This is a genomic window from Deinococcus betulae, from assembly GCF_020166395.1.
In the GTDB taxonomy this organism is placed as follows: Bacteria; Deinococcota; Deinococci; order Deinococcales; family Deinococcaceae; genus Deinococcus; species Deinococcus betulae.
The window spans coordinates 90,148-104,350 of sequence record NZ_JAIQXU010000006.1 but is presented as its reverse complement, the minus strand read 5'-3'; the positions used below and the strand labels follow the sequence as shown (position 1 = coordinate 104,350).

Genomic DNA, 14,203 nt, shown 5'->3' with positions numbered 1-14,203 from the left:
TGCGGCTCCCGTAAGGTGCAGCCTATGATTCGCATTGGTTCTGTGGTGTGGGGTGTGCGCGATGTGGCGCGCGCCGTGGCCTTCTGGACTGCGGCGCTGCACTACCGTCCGCGTGAGGCTCCGTCTGATGACTGGTCCGTGCTGGTGCCTGAACACGGCGAGGGCGTGCAACTGGCCCTGAAGCTCGTGACCAGTGAAGCCCAGACCCACCGCCGCCACCACCTTGACCTGTACGCCGATGACCAGGGGGCCGAGGTCGAGCGCCTGCTGGCTCTGGGCGCGCAGCGGGTGGACTGGCGCTACGAACCGGGCGCCGATTACGTGGTGTTGGCCGACCCGGACGGCAACCGCTTTTGCGTGGTCCAGAAGTAGATCAGGCGCCAGTGAGGTCGTGGGCGTGATGATGCTCTCTTTGCACGGCTCACAGAGCAGAAGAGGTCCTGGACCCGAAGACACCCCCTCTCGGCTGGTGTGTGAACGGCGCAACTGGAAGTTGGAGGAGGGGCGTTCACACCAGGCCGCCGTCTAGCGTCCGTGACTCTCGCTACTCGCCCTAGAACCGTCTCAGGTGGCTGTCCTGGGTTCTGTCTTTAGAGGCGAGGTCAGCAACCAGTCAAGGTTGCGCTCAGCTGCCCTCGGCCAGCCGCTGCAAGGTGACAGGTTCTGTCACCGTCACGGTGCGGCCCCGCAGGTCAATAACGCCCCGCCGGTAGAACTCACCCAACTTGCGGCTCACGATTTCCGGCACTGTGCCCAGGCGCGCGGCCAGGTCGCTGTTGGTGGGCAGGGGCCAGGGGGCTGCGGCGTGCCGCAGCAGTTCAGCGGCCAGGCGTTCGGTCACGCCGCCCAGCACCAGGGCGGCCAGGTGGCGCTGGCTGTCAGCAGCGCGCCGGGCCAAGTGGGTGATGGTTGCCGCTGCCAGCGCTGGGTCGTGTAGGAGGGCGCCCTGCACCGCCTGAGCCGGCAGACAGAGCAGTTGAGGAGCAGCCCCCAGCGCCTGCGCCGCCACCCCATGCCAGGCCTGCCCACTCAGCACCGCCGCCAGTTCCACGGGTTGCTGCGGCCCGTCTACCCGCAGGGTCAGCTCGCGCCCGGCAGGGCTGACCCTATACACCCGCACGCCGCCTTGCGCGGGGAGCAAGAGGGTGTCCACCGGGTCGCTAGGACCGAACAGTTGCTGCCCGCGTTCAGGCCAGCACCACCGCGCCCCCGCCGCCAGGTCATTCAGGGTTGCGGCCGAGGCCGCCGCAAACGGCGCCGAGCGGCGCAGCAGGGTCAGGGCGCCGGACATCCACCTATGCTGGCACACCCCTTCAGGCTGGCCCAGGGGCCTACCGAAAGAAGGCGCGGTTCAGGTCGGGGGCTGCTCGGTGCTCGGCCGGCAGGTCGGCCTCGTCAAAGATGGCCCCCACTGGGCAGGCGACCGCACAGGCGCCGCAGTCAATGCATTCTTCGGGGTCAATGACGAACTGCGCGCCCGCGTCATGAATGCAGTCTTTGGGGCAAACCTGCAAGCAGGCGCCGTCGCGCGTGCCTGCACACAGGGAGGTAATCACGTAGGCCATGCCCCAGGCTGCCGCGCGGGTCGGCGGCGCCGCCATGACTTTGGTCAAGCCGCCTGTCAACGCCGCCTGAAGCCGCGCACATCTGCCCCGCGCCCTCGGCCTCTACGGTAGACCCATGACCCCCACCCCTCCTGCTTCGTCTGGTCGCCGCCACGCTGGCCGCCTGCTGCTGGGCAGCTTTCTGGTCCTGGCTGGTGTGGGCCACCTGACCTTTGCCCGCCGCGGGTTTCAGGCGCAGGTGCCGGACGGCCTGCCGGTAACCAAGGACACCACCGTCCTGGCGTCGGGCGTGGTGGAAATCGCGCTGGGGGCCGCGCTGCTGGCGCCGCTGGCCCCGCCGACTCGGCGCGCACTGGGCTGGGGTCTGGCGGCCTTTTTTGTGGCGGTGTTTCCCGGCAATATCTCCCAGTTTGTGCATCACCGCAGCGCCCTGGGGATGGACACGGACACCAAGCGCGCCGCCCGGCTGCCGTTTCAGCCGGTCCTGGTGCTGTGGGCGCTCTGGAGTACAGGGGCCTGGCCCAAAGAGCGCCGCTGACCAGGGGACAGTAACCCTGTTGGCCTGCGTCCACTGAGGGCGGAGGGCCGCACAGGCGGAATATCGGGGAACGCGGCAAACCAGTTAAGCTGCTCGGGTATGCAGCCGCCCAACGCGGAACAACTTCTCTCTGGCGGCGGGGGGCTGGCCGAGGCGGTGCTGGGCGTCACCGACACGCTGGTCGTGGTGCTGGACCCGCAGGGGCGGGTGGTGCGCTTCAATCCGGCCTGTCAGCGGTTAACGGGGCTGACCGAGGACGCCGTGCGCGGTCAGGTGCTGTGGCCCTTTGTGCTGGACCCCGAAGAGGTGCCTGGCGTCATGACTGTGTTCGCGGCCCTGACGGCTGGCGACTTTCCTGGCCGCTACGAGAACCACTGGCGGGCGGCGGGTGGTCAGCGGCGGTACATCCTGTGGTCCAATACGGCGCTGCTGGACGCGGCCGGCCAGGTCTCACTGGTGGTGGCCACCGGCATGGACATCACGGCCGAGCGGGCCGCCGAGCAGGCGCGGCAGGAAACCGAGGCGCGGTTCCGGGCGGTGTTTGACCAGTCGGCCGACGGCCTGGTGCTGCTGGACCCCCACGACCCCCAGGTGCCCTGGCGCATCGTGGACTGCAACGCGGCGTTTGGCGCCATGAACGGCTACACCTGCGGCGAACTGGTGGGGCAGTCCATTGACCTGCTGCACCCCACGCCCCTGATGCGCGACGAGGGCGAGCGCCTGCTGGCCTGGATTCGGGCCGAGCATCCCGTGCAGGGTGAGGGCGAACACCGCCACAAAGACGGCCACGTCTTTCCCATCGAGACCGCCAGCAGCCTCGTCATGGTCGGCGGGCGCGAACATGTGCTGGGACAGGACCGCGACATCTCCGAGCGGCGCCGGGCGCACGCGCAGCTTGAAGCCCTGGCCGCCCAGATGGCCCACGCCGCGCAGCACGACGCCCTGACCGGCCTGCCCAACCGCACGCTGCTGCTGGACCGTCTGCACTTGGAACTGCGCCGCGTGGGCCGCAGCGGGCGGGCGGTGGCCGCGCTGTTTATTGATCTCGACGGTTTCAAGCGCATCAACGACACCCTGGGCCATGACGCCGGCGACGACCTGCTGCGCGAGGTGGCCCGCCGCCTTCAGGGTGCAGTGCGCCCCGCCGACACGGTGGCCCGGCTGGGCGGCGACGAGTTTGTGGCGGTCATTCCCGACTTGGGCGGGCCAGCCGACGCCGCCCGTGTGGCGGCGCGGCTTCAGGCGGCGCTGGAACCGGCGGTGACGCTGGGCGGCTCGGCCGTGACCGTCCGCAGTTCGGTGGGCATCGCGCTGCATCCGCCCGACAGCGCCCAGCCCGCCGACCTGCTGCGGCAGGCAGACCTGGCCATGTACCAGGCCAAGCGCGAGGGCAAAAATGCTGTCCGTTTCTTTGCGCCCACCCTGGACGTGGCCGCCCACACCCAGCTGAGCATTGAGGGCCACCTGCGCCGCGCGCTGGACGCGCCGCAGACCGGCGGGCTGCACCTGCACTACCAGCCGCAGGTGGACGCCCGCACCGGTCAGCTGGTGGGGTTAGAGGCGCTGGTGCGCTGGACCGACCAGTTCCTGGGCGCCGTGTCGCCCGCGCGGTTTATTCCGGTGGCCGAGGACTCGGGCCTGATTCAGCCGCTGGGCGCCTGGGTGCTGAACGAGGCCTGCCGTCAGGCGGCGGCCTGGGGCCTGCGGGTGCCGGTGGCGGTCAATGTCTCGCCGCTGGAAGTCTCGCAGGACGACTTTATTGCTGGCGTGTACGCCACGCTGCGCCGGCACGGCCTGAGCGGACCCGCCCTGAAACTGGAACTTACCGAGCGCCTGGCGGTGCGCGACCTGCATCTGGCGGCGCGGCGCCTCTCGCAGTTGCGGGCGCTGGGGGTTCACCTGTCGCTGGACGACTTCGGGATGGGGCAGTCCTCGGTGTCCACGCTGCTGCACCTGCCTGTGGACGAACTGAAACTGGACCGCTCGCTGATTACCGGCGTGGCCGATTCGGCGCTGGACCAGCGGGTCGTCGGCGCGCTGCTGGCCCTGGCACGCGGCCTCCAGCTGCGCGTGGTGGTCGAGGGCGTGGAAACTGGGGCGCAGCTGGCCGCCCTGCGTGACCTGGGCTGCGAGGTGGTGCAGGGGTACCTGACGGGCCGCCCCGCGCCGCCTGAAGCCCTGAATGCCCTGGTGCAATCGATGAATACAGAGCTATAGAGAGTGGTGAGTGGGAAGTGGTCAGTGGAAAAAAGCTTGCCACACAGTCGCTGTGAGAAGGGGCACCTCGCGCCACGCAGCGTGAGGTGCCCGGTCTTGCGGCGCTTTGCGGGGAGAGGGTTCGCCTGCTCCTCGGATGCAGTCCGGGCGGTAGGCCCCCCAGATGGCACGCCGGTTCATCCACTCCCCACTGCCCACTTACCTCCGCACCACCTCTGGCCCCAGCGCGGCCACAGTTGGCTTGCCGCACAGCGCCAGGGCCAGCCGGAATTCGTCGTGCAGCAGCGCCAGGGTGCGGGCCACCCCGGCCTCGCCGCCGGCCGCCAGGCCCCACAGCGCCGCCCGGCCCAGAAACACCGCGCGGGCGCCGAGCGCCACCGCCTTCAGGACATCGGTGCCGCGCGTGACGCCGCCGTCCAAGTAAACCTCGGTGCGGCCCGCCACGGCGTCCACCACTTCCGGCAGGGCCTCCAGGCTGCTGACCGCGCTGTCCAGCTGCCGCCCCCCGTGGTTGCTGACCCAGACGTGGCAGCCGTGCTCAGCCGCCAGCGCGGCGTCCTCGGCCGTCAGAATGCCTTTCAGCACCATCGGCAGGCGGGTCTGGGCACGCAGCCAGGCCAGGTCGTCCCAGGTAAAGGTCTTGTCCACCAGATTCTGAAAATAGTTGGCCAGCTGAGAGCCTGTGTCGGTTTCTACCTGTGCCAGCGTTTCGCGGGTGCCCACGTTGGGCGCGTGTAGGTGAGGCGGCAGGGCAAAGCGGTGACGTTCGTTCGCCTCGCGCCGGCCCAGGTAGGGAGCGTCCACGGTAAACACCAGGGCGCGGGCGCCCGCCGCCTCGGCCCGCGCAATCACGTCGCGGCTGAGCTGGCGGTCAGCGCACAGGTACAGCTGAAACCACAGCCGTCCGGCCGCCGCCGCGCCCACCTCTTCAATGGACGTGTTGGAAAAGGTGCTGAGGGTCATGACGCTGCCAGCCGCCGCCGCAGCGCGGGCGGTGGCCAGTTCGGCGTCTGGGTGCGCCAGGCCGTGAAAGGCGCTGGGCGCAATGCCGATGGGGCTTTGCAGCGGCAGGCCCAGCACCTCGGTGCGGGTGTCAATCTGAGACACGTCCACCAGCACGCGCGGGCGCAGCCGCAGCCGGTGGTAGGCGGCGCGGTTCTCGCGCAGGGTCAGTGCGTCGTTGGCGCCGCTCTCGTAGTATTCCAGCGCGTTGCGGTCCAGCTGGGCGCGGCCCAACGCTTCGATGTCGGCCAGATTGATGGCGGTGTCCAGGGTCAGCGGCGCGTCGGGCAGAGGCATGGGGCAGCGTAGCGCGGGACTCTGGGTTTCGCCGTGGTTTTCCCCGGCAGGGTTGGTGGGTCAGCGCCCCCTGTATTTCATGCAGGCCAACGGTCTCGTCACAGCCAAGCGTTCAGGCGCTGAGCCGAGACAACAGCAGCCTGCATCAATTGCGACAGCCTTGAGAAGGCGCGTGGTGCCGGCCCTCTGTGGGGGCGGGGCATCAGCCAGCCTGGTAATCTAGTGCATGTCCACTGTCCTGATTCTAGCTGTCCTGATCGGCATGCCCATCTGGTTGCTGGTGCAGTTTTCCAGGGTGCGTTCCGAGCTGGACCGAAAGGGGCGGTCGGTTGAGCCCCTCACGGGCGCCCTGTTTTTTGAGGGCCAGCAGCGAGCGCATGAGGGCCTGAAAGCCCGCACCGACTGACCTCAGGGCCGGCTGGGCACGGGAGACAGCCGCCACTGCCTTCGCCGCCACGCCCTCTTCGTAAGCTCTCTGACGGCATTCCTCCCTACTTCGCGCCACTCTCCCCGTATGCCGCCTCGCCCCATCCCGCCTGGCCCAGGCCAGGAAAGTGTCTGGGCCTACCCGCGCCCGCCCCGTCTGGAAAGCACGCCCCGCCGCTTGCAGGTCTGGCTGGGCGGCGTGCTGGTGGCCGACACCACCGCCGGCTTTCGCGTGCTGGAAACCAGCCATCCGCCCACCTACTACCTGCCCCGCGCGGCCTTTGTGGCCGGCCTGCTGTCACCCGCGCCGGGCCGCAGCGTCTGCGAGTGGAAGGGCGAAGCCTCGTACTGGACGCTGAGCGCCGGGAGCCGCACCGAGGTTGCGGCGGGCTGGAGTTACGAGCGGCCTACGCTCGTTTTTGCCGCGCTGGCCGGCGCCGTGGCGGTGTATGCCGGGCGCATGGACGAATGCCGGGTGGATGGCGTGCCTGCCTTGCCGCAGCCGGGCGGCTTTTACGGCGGCTGGATCACGCCGGACGTGGTGGGGCCGTTCAAAGGGGAGCCGGGAACATGGGGCTGGTAGAGGCGGCCAGTGGGGGAGGCGCAGGGGCCTTTCCACCTGGGAACTGAACCGGTTCTTCCGAGTGGCTCAACCGAAATCGCCCGCCTTGCTACCCTGGCCCCATGACCGACGCTACTCTCCGCACAAAACTGACGGCCCTGGCTCCGGCGCTGCGGCACTTTCACTCGGCGCTGCTGGACTTTGCCAAAGGGGAATACGAATTCATGCACGGCCCTGTGGGCGGTCCCTTCGAGCTGTATTCGCTGGTGATGAACCACCCACAGTTTCAGTGGCTGCGCCCCCTGTCGGGCCTGATGGCCACGCTGGACGAGGTGCTGGACGCCAAGGACACGCCGCTGACCGAGCGCAACCTCAGTGACGTGCGTCAGGCGCTGGGCCTGCTGTTTGCCGACACCGACACCCGCTTTGCCGAGTTCCGCGCCGGTTATGGCCGCGCCAAAGGCGACGCCCGCGTGCGCGAAACCGAGGCGAAGTGGCGGGAACTGCTCAGCGGCCTGGAGGCTTAACTTGAAGCTGATGGCCGCGCTGGGCAATCCGGGCAGCGGGTACGCCCAGACCCGGCACAACGTGGGCTGGCTGGTGGCTGACGAACTGGTCCGCCGCACCGGAACCGCCTGGCGCAAAGAAGGCAAGGACGCCGAGGTCGCCGAGCTTCGCCTGGGGCCAGCGCCCGGCGTCAAGGTGCTGCTGGTCAAGCCGCAGACCTTTATGAACGCGGCGGGGAAGGCCGTGGTGCCGCTGATGTCGTTTTACAAACTGGAGGGCCCCGACCTGCTGGTGCTGCAAGACGACCTCGACAGCCCCTTTGGGCTCCTGAAGGTGCGGCTGGGCGGGCGGCACGGGGGGCAAAACGGCCTGCGCGACATCATCCGGCTGCTGGGCCACGAGGACTTTGCCCGGCTGAAAATCGGGATTTCGCGCCCGCCTGCCGGCTGGGCTGTCAGCGACTGGGTGCTGAGCAAGTGGCGAGAGGACGAAGCCGCCCCCCTGGCAGAGCTGGTGCGCCTGGGGGCCAACGCCGCCGAAACCTGGGCTGCATCTGGACTGGCCGAGGCCCAGCAGGCTTACAACAGCACCGACCTGCGCCCGAAACCTCCCGCGCCTGCGCCCAGCCCGGCGCATACTGAGCCCCGTGCCACAACCGAAAAAGAAGGCGAACAAGACCGCCCAGCCGGAACAGACCCCGGCCCAGCCTCTGCCTGAACTGCGCCTGGACGTGCTGATGACGCTGTCTGACTTGCCCGGCGTTCCCGGTCAGGAGGACGCGGTGCGCGACTTTGTGCTGCGCGAACTGGACGGCCTGGCCGACGAGGTGCGGGTCGACGCCCTGGGCAACGTCATCGCCCGCCGCGCCGCCCGGCCCGCCGCAGAAGGCCAGGTGCCCGAGCGCGTCATGGTCTCGGCCCACATGGACGAGATCGGGTTTCTGGTGCGGTTTATTGACGATCAGGGCTTCTTGCGCGTGCAGGCCCTGGGCGGCTTTGACACCCGTAACCTCTTTGCCCGGAACGTCACCGTCCATGCGCGGGGCGGCGCGCTGCCCGGCCTGCTGACGCCGGGCGGCAAGCCGGTGCATATCGCCAGCCCTGAGGAACGCAAAAAGATTCCCGAGGTCAAGGAGTTCTTCATTGACCTCGGCCTCAGCGCCGATGAGGTCCGCGCCCAGGTGCGGGTGGGCGACATGGTGACCCTCGACCAGACCGCCCGCCGCGTGGGGCGCCTGGTCTGCGGCAAGGCGATGGACGACCGCGCCAGCGTCTTTCTGCTGCTCGAAACCCTGCGCGCCCTGAAAGGCGCCCCTCCCCGGCACGAGGTGATCGCGGTGTTCAGCACCCAGGAAGAGGTGGGCCTGCGCGGCGCCATCACGGCGGCGTATGGCGTGCAGCCCACGGTGGGCATTGGCCTGGACGTCACCCTGGCGGTGGACACCCCTGGCGTGGCCCCCGACGAGGCGGTGACCCGGCTGGGCGAAGGCATCGGCATCAAGGTGTTTGACTCCACCATGATTTCCCACCGGAAATTGGTTGATGAGTTCTGGGATCTGGCGCAGGCCCAGGGCATTCCCGCTCAGCTTGAAGTGCTGGCGCTGGGCGGCACCGACGGCGCGGCCATTCAGCGCAGCAGAGGCGGCGTGCCTACCCTGACCCTCAGCCTCCCCACGCGCTATATCCACACGGTGGTCGAGGCCGTCCACACCGACGACCTCGCTGCTGGGCGCGCGCTGCTGCTGGCGTACCTGGGCTAGGAGGCCAAGCGTCAAGATTCGCTTCAGGCCTGTGGGGGCAACGGGGAGGAGCGCGGGCGCGTAATAGAGCAGGTATGGAACTCCTCTCTGGGCTGCTGTCCTCGCTGGGCCTGTCGGGTGCGGCGGGCCTGAACGCCTATATTCCGCTGCTGCTGGTGGGGCTGCTCTCCCGGTTTGGGGTCATGGACCTGGCGGCTCCCTTTGACCTGCTGGGCAACACCTGGGTGCTGCTGGGGGTGGCGGTGATTGGCGCCCTGGACTTCGTGGGCGACAAGATTCCGGGGGTGGACCACGCGCTGCATCTGCTGGGCGGCGTGGTGAACACGGCGGCGGGCGCTGTCCTGTTTGCCGCCCAGACCGGCGTGGCCGATGTGCCCCCGGCGCTCAGCATGGCGCTGGGACTGCTGGTGGCGGGCGGCGTTCATGCCACGCGCACAGCGGCGCGTCCAGTCGCCACCGCCACGACGGGCGGCCTGGCCAACCCGGTGGTCAGTGGCCTGGAGGACGGCACCAGTCTGCTGCTGAGCGTGCTGGCCGTCTTCGTGCCGCTGCTGGCCGTCATCTTGCTCGTGGCGTTGGTGGTCGTGGCCTACCGCTTCTGGACCCGAATGCGCAGGCGCCCGCGACCGATCTGAACCCCCAAGTGAAAGAGGAGGCCCCAGCAGGCCTCCTTTTTTCAGCTTGTTTGGAAAAGGGGAGGTCTGGCGCACGGTCGGCTCTGACCTGAAGCGGTAACTGCTGCTCAAATTGCAAAATGTTCCCAAAAATCTAGTCAAATAGATAAAATAATTTTGACACTTTGCATGGCTATCCGTACACTCGCGGTATGCAGGGATGCGAGCGCTGCAAATTGAGTGCGAAAAAGGAGACGCCATGAAAATGGTCACGGCGGTCATCAGGCCCGAACGGGTCCAGCAGGTCAAAGAGGCGCTGTTTCAGGCGGGCATCAGCGGCATCACGCTGTCGCGCGTCAGTGGACACGGCGGCGAACAGGAGGTCATCGAGCATTACCGGGGCACCCGCGTGATGGTCGAGTTCCGCGACAAGGTCGAAATTCGCATGGCCGTCAGCGAGCCATTTGTCGAGGCCGCCATCCAGGCCATCTGTAAAGGCGCCCGCACCGGCGAGGTCGGTGACGGCAAGATTTTCGTTCAGCCGCTGGAGCAGGTGTACCGCATCCGCACCGGCGAGCGCGACGCCGCCGCCCTGACCCCCGTGACCGAAACCCGGCTGAGCCCCGCCTGACAGGAGGCCCCACATGAACCTGAGAACTGCTCTTGCCCTGCTGCCCCTCCTGGGGGCCAGCGCCCTGGCGCAAACCGAAGCGCCGACCCTGAACACCGGCGACACCGCCTGGATGCTGGTGGCCTCGGCGCTGGTGCTCTTGATGACGCCGGGCCTGGCCTTTTTCTACGGGGGCCTCAGCCGCACCCAGAGCGTGCTGAACACCATGATGATGAGTGTGGTGTCCATTGGCCTGGTGGGCGTGCTGTGGCTGCTGGCCGGCTACTCCATCGCTTTTGGGCCCGGCGGCGGCGACTTGGTGGGCACCCTGGTCAACGCCGGGCTGTCGGGCCTGAGTAATGGCCTGACCGGCACCATTCCCACCTACGTCTTTGCGGCGTTTCAGGCCATGTTCGCCATCATTGCCATGGCGCTCATCAGCGGCGCCGTGATCGAGCGCATGCGCTTTGGGGCCTTCCTGCTGTTTGGGGGCCTCTGGAGCCTGCTGATTTACTCGCCGCTGGCCCACTGGGTCTGGAGCAGTGACGGCTGGCTGTTCAAGCTGGGCGCCCTGGATTTCGCGGGCGGCACCGTTATTCACATTGCCGCCGGGGTCAGTGGGCTGGTGGCCGCCACGGTGCTGGGCGCCCGCCTGGGCTACCCCAGGGCCGTGCACATTCCCCACAACGTGCCGTTCGTGCTGCTGGGCGCGGGCCTGCTGTGGTTCGGCTGGATGGGCTTTAACGCGGGCAGCGCCCTGGCAGCCAATCAGACGGCCGCCCTGGCCTTTCTCACGACCCTTGTGGCCCCCGCCGCCGCCATGCTGACCTGGCTGGGCCTGGAAAGCATGCGCGCCGGCAAACCCACCGCCGTGGGCGCCGCCACCGGCCTGGTTGTGGGCCTTGTCGCCATTACCCCCGCCTGCGCCTTTGTCAGCCCCGCCGCCGCCGTGCTGGTGGGCGTGCTGGGCGCCGCCGCCAGTTTCGGTGCCGTGCAGCTCAAGCACCGCCTGGGCGCCGACGACGCGCTGGACGTCTTTGCCTGCCACGGGGTCGCCGGGATCGTGGGCGCTGTCCTGACGGGCGCCCTGGCCTGGACCACCGGGGCCGGTAGGCCCGTGGGCGAGCAGCTGCTGATTCAGTTGCTGGGTGTGGGCGCCGCCGTGGCCTACACCGGGGTCGGCTCGTTCGTGCTACTCAAACTGGTGGGTCTGGTGACCCCGCTGCGCGTGCCGGCCAGTCAGGAGGTTGCCGGCATGGATGTCAGCGCCCACAGCGAGCAGGGCTACTCGGACAGTGAAACCGGCCTGGGTGCCCCCGTGTTCGTGGGCGGCGACTGAGCCGCACTCCTTCCTCGCCGCTCTTCTGCACGGCCCCTTCCTCTTTGCCCCTCCACGTCCGCTGGCCCCCGACCGCATCCCGGGGGCCAGCTTCTGTTGGGTGCTGCAGGGGGAGGGGCGGGCCGCAGGCGGCGTGGGCCTCTGGGCGCCAGGCCCAGGACAGGGCACTTTCACTGCTAAGTTTCAGACGCCTGACCCCCGTGTGATCGGCGTTCAGGGACGCTTGACCTACCGGGGGCCTTGGGGGGCTGTGTTACGATGGGCCCCGAGTCTGACACAACGGTTACCAGGGTCGGGCCACCGAAAAACTCACCGCACCCCCGCCACACCCCATGACGTTCATGGGGCGCTTGACCGGGGTGCTTGAGTCACGAAGGGAAAGGAGGAGTGAGTTTTGGACGTCTCAAGTCGAGTCTTAAGTGAGCTGGCCAGCCGTGAAGCGGCGCTGGACGCGCAGATCGAAGCGGCGCGCACCCAGGCGCAGCAGGCCGTGGACGCTGCCGAGGCGCAGGCCGCCGGCATCCTGCGGGATGCAGAAGCTCAGGTCAAGGCCATGCAGGCCGAGCACGAGCAGAAGCTCTCGGCAGAGATGCTGTCGATCCGTGACACGGCCCGCACCCAGGCGCAGTCGGACGCCGCGCAGACCCGCGCGCGCGCCGAGGGCAAGCTGGCGCAGGCCGTGGACACGATCATGAGGGCGGTGCTCCCGTGATCAACCCCATGCAGCAGGTGGTGGTCGCCGGCCGTCAAAGTGACAGCCGCGCGGTCATGCAAGCCCTGCAACAAGCGGGCGTGCTGCATATCGTGCCCCTGGAAGCCCAGGGTTTTCAGAGTGGGCCCCTGTCGGGCCAGGCCGCCGAAGAGCGGCGTGACACCGAGCGTCTGCTCGCCCGCGCCGAAAGCACCCTGGGGGAACTGGACGCCTCGCGCGCAACCCGCGCCGCCCTGCCCGCTGAAAGCGAGTGGAGCGCCGTGGTCGAGCAGGCCGCCGGTCCTGCGGCGGCCCTGAGTGAGCGCGAAGCCGAGCTGCGCGCCGATCTGGACACCCAGCGCAGCTACGGCGAGGTCGTCTCTGCCCTGGCCCGCGCGGCGGGTGGCCTGGACCGCAGCGCGCGCCTGAGCCTGCTGCCCCTGACCGTGGAAACGGCCGCTGAATTGCAGGCGGCTCAGAACGCCCTGGAAGCCGAGCTTCCAGGGCGCTTTGCCCTGGGGACGGAGCGCGTCAGCGACCGCCTGACCGCTGTGGTGGTGGCGGTGCTGCGCACCGAGCGCGACCGCGCCCGCGTGGCGCTGGGCAAGGCCCGCCTGGGCGAACTGCGCCTGCCGGGCCGCTTCGAGCGCCTGCCGCTGTCCGAAGTGGCTGCGGCCTTTGAGCAGGTTACCCGCACCGCGCCCCAGGCGCTGGAGCAGGTCCAGGCCGAGAAGGGTGCCCTGGCCAAGCAACACGGCCCGCTGCTGGCGGCCATCCGTGACGCTCTGGCCGACCGCGTGGGCATCGATGACGCCCGCGCCCAGACGGCACGTGGCAAGTACGGCTTCGTGCTGCAGGGCTACGTCCCGGCAGACCGCGTGGCCGACCTGCAGGGCGTCCTCGCACCTTTCAAGAACAGCGCGACCTTCGAGCTGCATCCTGTGGACGCCCACCACGGCGACGGGGTGCCGGTGCAGCTGAAAAACAGCAGCTACACCGAGAACTTTGAGTTCATGCTGAACATCTCGGACCCGCCCAAGTACGGCACCTTCGATCCTTCGTGGATCGTGGCGTGGTTCTTCCCCCTGTTCTTCGGCTTTATCGTCGCGGACATCGGCTTTGGTCTGGTCTTCTTGCTGGCGGCCCTCTGGGGCCTGGGCAAGGCGCGCCGCGGCGAGAGCCTGCCGATTGGCCTGCTGGGCATCACCCTGGACCCCGCGACCCTCAAGCGCGTGGGCGTGGTGCTGCGCACCATGTCGCTCTGGGCGATTGCCTGGGGCGTGGCCACCGGCGAATTCTTCGGCAACGTGCTGGAAAAGTTGCATGTCTTCTTCTACGATCCGGCCCTGATTCAGCGGGTCTGGGGCGTGCAGTTCAGCGAACTGACCATTGAACACCTGCAGGAAGAAGGCCACCTCAAGGGCCTGATTCCCATCATCTTCCCGCGTGTGCAGTCGGACTTCTCGAACACCATCATGCTGCTGTGCATCGCCGTGGGCGTGATTTTCATGCTGTGGAGCTGGGGCCTCAAGGCGCAGCTGACCTGGAAGCACAAGCACATGCACCACTTCTGGGAAGCGGTGGGCATGCTGGGCGGCCTGGTGGGGCTGATTCTGCTGGCCTACATCTCTAAGGCGGGCCAGAACTTCGGCGCGCTGGGCAACTTCGCTGATCCCCTCGTGCTGGTCATGCTGGTCGGCTTCGTGGTCTTCGTCGTGGGCCTGATTGCCAGCAAGACGCCGCTGATGCTCATCGAGCTGCTGTCCAACGGCGGCAACATCATCTCCTTTACCCGTTTGTTCGCGGTGGGTGTGGCGGCCGCCATTCTGGCCAACCTCGCCACCGATGTCGGCTGGGGTCTGGGCGGCGTGCTGCCGATCATTGGGCCGCTATTTGGCATCGTGCTGGGCATCCTGGTGCATACCTTCCTGTTCGTCCTGACCATCCTGGGCCACGTCATGCAGCCCATCCGTCTGGTCTGGGTCGAGTATCTCAATCCCACCGGCTTCTACCAGGAAACCGGCGTCCGCTACTCGCCTTTCGCCCCCGCTGCCCGTAAATAAGTTCCGGAGGAAT

At 68.3% G+C, this 14,203-nt stretch carries 16 protein-coding genes; 13 read left to right on the top strand and 3 right to left on the bottom strand.

From position 1 onward, the window contains the following. Nucleotides 1-24 precede the first annotated feature (24 nt). Complete coding sequence (locus K7W42_RS06725) at nucleotides 25-372, top strand: VOC family protein (protein ID WP_224573317.1); 348 nt, start codon at nucleotides 25-27, stop codon at nucleotides 370-372. A gap of 253 nt (nucleotides 373-625) precedes the next feature. Here the strand turns inward: K7W42_RS06725 and K7W42_RS06720 are convergent, their stop codons facing one another. Beyond that, a complete protein-coding gene (locus K7W42_RS06720) occupies nucleotides 626-1,291 on the bottom strand; it encodes a Crp/Fnr family transcriptional regulator (RefSeq protein WP_224573316.1) in 666 nt (221 codons plus the stop codon). Nucleotides 1,292-1,331: 40 nt separating this feature from the next. After that, complete coding sequence (locus tag K7W42_RS06715) at nucleotides 1,332-1,565, bottom strand: 4Fe-4S dicluster domain-containing protein (RefSeq protein WP_224573445.1); 234 nt, start codon at nucleotides 1,563-1,565, stop codon at nucleotides 1,332-1,334. A gap of 115 nt (nucleotides 1,566-1,680) precedes the next feature. Here K7W42_RS06715 and K7W42_RS06710 point away from each other — a divergent pair, with 115 nt between their 5' ends. Both K7W42_RS06710 and K7W42_RS06705 read left to right on the top strand, forming a co-directional pair. Continuing rightward, complete coding sequence (locus K7W42_RS06710; protein ID WP_224573315.1) at nucleotides 1,681-2,103, top strand: DoxX family protein; 423 nt, start codon at nucleotides 1,681-1,683, stop codon at nucleotides 2,101-2,103. A 99-nt stretch (nucleotides 2,104-2,202) separates the two neighbouring features. Further along, nucleotides 2,203-4,320, top strand: a complete 2,118-nt coding sequence (locus K7W42_RS06705; protein WP_224573314.1) for a putative bifunctional diguanylate cyclase/phosphodiesterase — start codon at nucleotides 2,203-2,205, stop codon at nucleotides 4,318-4,320. Nucleotides 4,321-4,518: 198 nt separating this feature from the next. Here K7W42_RS06705 and K7W42_RS06700 read toward each other — a convergent pair whose 3' ends face one another. Further along, nucleotides 4,519-5,619, bottom strand: coding sequence for an alpha-hydroxy acid oxidase (locus tag K7W42_RS06700; protein ID WP_224573313.1), 1,101 nt, complete (start codon nucleotides 5,617-5,619; stop codon nucleotides 4,519-4,521). Nucleotides 5,620-5,845: 226 nt separating this feature from the next. Here K7W42_RS06700 and K7W42_RS06695 point away from each other — a divergent pair, with 226 nt between their 5' ends. The 10 genes from K7W42_RS06695 (at nucleotide 5,846) to K7W42_RS06650 (ending at nucleotide 14,190) form a co-directional block, all read left to right on the top strand. Continuing rightward, the gene (locus K7W42_RS06695) at nucleotides 5,846-6,025 is read left to right on the top strand and encodes a hypothetical protein (RefSeq protein WP_224573311.1); all 180 of its coding nucleotides are present in this window, start codon (nucleotides 5,846-5,848) and stop codon (nucleotides 6,023-6,025) included. A gap of 108 nt (nucleotides 6,026-6,133) precedes the next feature. Further along, nucleotides 6,134-6,628, top strand: a complete 495-nt coding sequence (locus tag K7W42_RS06690; protein ID WP_224573309.1) for a DUF427 domain-containing protein — start codon at nucleotides 6,134-6,136, stop codon at nucleotides 6,626-6,628. Nucleotides 6,629-6,729: 101 nt separating this feature from the next. Continuing rightward, nucleotides 6,730-7,134 (top strand): cytochrome P450 family protein, encoded by a 405-nt coding sequence (locus K7W42_RS06685; RefSeq protein WP_224573308.1) that lies wholly within the window; start codon nucleotides 6,730-6,732, stop codon nucleotides 7,132-7,134. A 1-nt stretch (nucleotide 7,135) separates the two neighbouring features. Then, nucleotides 7,136-7,831: an aminoacyl-tRNA hydrolase gene (gene pth / locus K7W42_RS06680; RefSeq protein ID WP_224573306.1), complete on the top strand. Its 696-nt coding sequence runs from the start codon at nucleotides 7,136-7,138 to the stop codon at nucleotides 7,829-7,831. Beyond that, nucleotides 7,761-8,873, top strand: coding sequence for a M42 family metallopeptidase (locus tag K7W42_RS06675; protein WP_224573304.1), 1,113 nt, complete (start codon nucleotides 7,761-7,763; stop codon nucleotides 8,871-8,873). The genes pth and K7W42_RS06675 overlap by 71 nt, the downstream gene beginning before the upstream one ends. A 74-nt stretch (nucleotides 8,874-8,947) precedes the next feature. Beyond that, entirely contained in the window at nucleotides 8,948-9,508 is a 561-nt protein-coding gene (locus tag K7W42_RS06670) for a DUF4126 domain-containing protein (RefSeq protein ID WP_224573302.1), read from the top strand. A 238-nt stretch (nucleotides 9,509-9,746) separates the two neighbouring features. Further along, a complete protein-coding gene (locus K7W42_RS06665; RefSeq protein WP_224573300.1) occupies nucleotides 9,747-10,118 on the top strand; it encodes a P-II family nitrogen regulator in 372 nt (123 codons plus the stop codon). Nucleotides 10,119-10,131: 13 nt separating this feature from the next. Beyond that, nucleotides 10,132-11,436: an ammonium transporter gene (locus K7W42_RS06660; RefSeq protein ID WP_224573298.1), complete on the top strand. Its 1,305-nt coding sequence runs from the start codon at nucleotides 10,132-10,134 to the stop codon at nucleotides 11,434-11,436. Nucleotides 11,437-11,830: 394 nt separating this feature from the next. Continuing rightward, nucleotides 11,831-12,148 carry a V-type ATPase subunit subunit G family protein gene (locus K7W42_RS06655; RefSeq protein ID WP_157460516.1) on the top strand — a complete coding sequence of 106 codons (318 nt, stop codon included), beginning with the start codon at nucleotides 11,831-11,833 and terminating at the stop codon, nucleotides 12,146-12,148. Further along, on the top strand, nucleotides 12,145-14,190 hold the full coding sequence (locus K7W42_RS06650; protein WP_224573296.1) for a V-type ATP synthase subunit I: 2,046 nt from the start codon (nucleotides 12,145-12,147) through the stop codon (nucleotides 14,188-14,190). Before K7W42_RS06655 ends, K7W42_RS06650 begins: the two co-directional genes overlap by 4 nt. Nucleotides 14,191-14,203 lie beyond the last annotated feature (13 nt).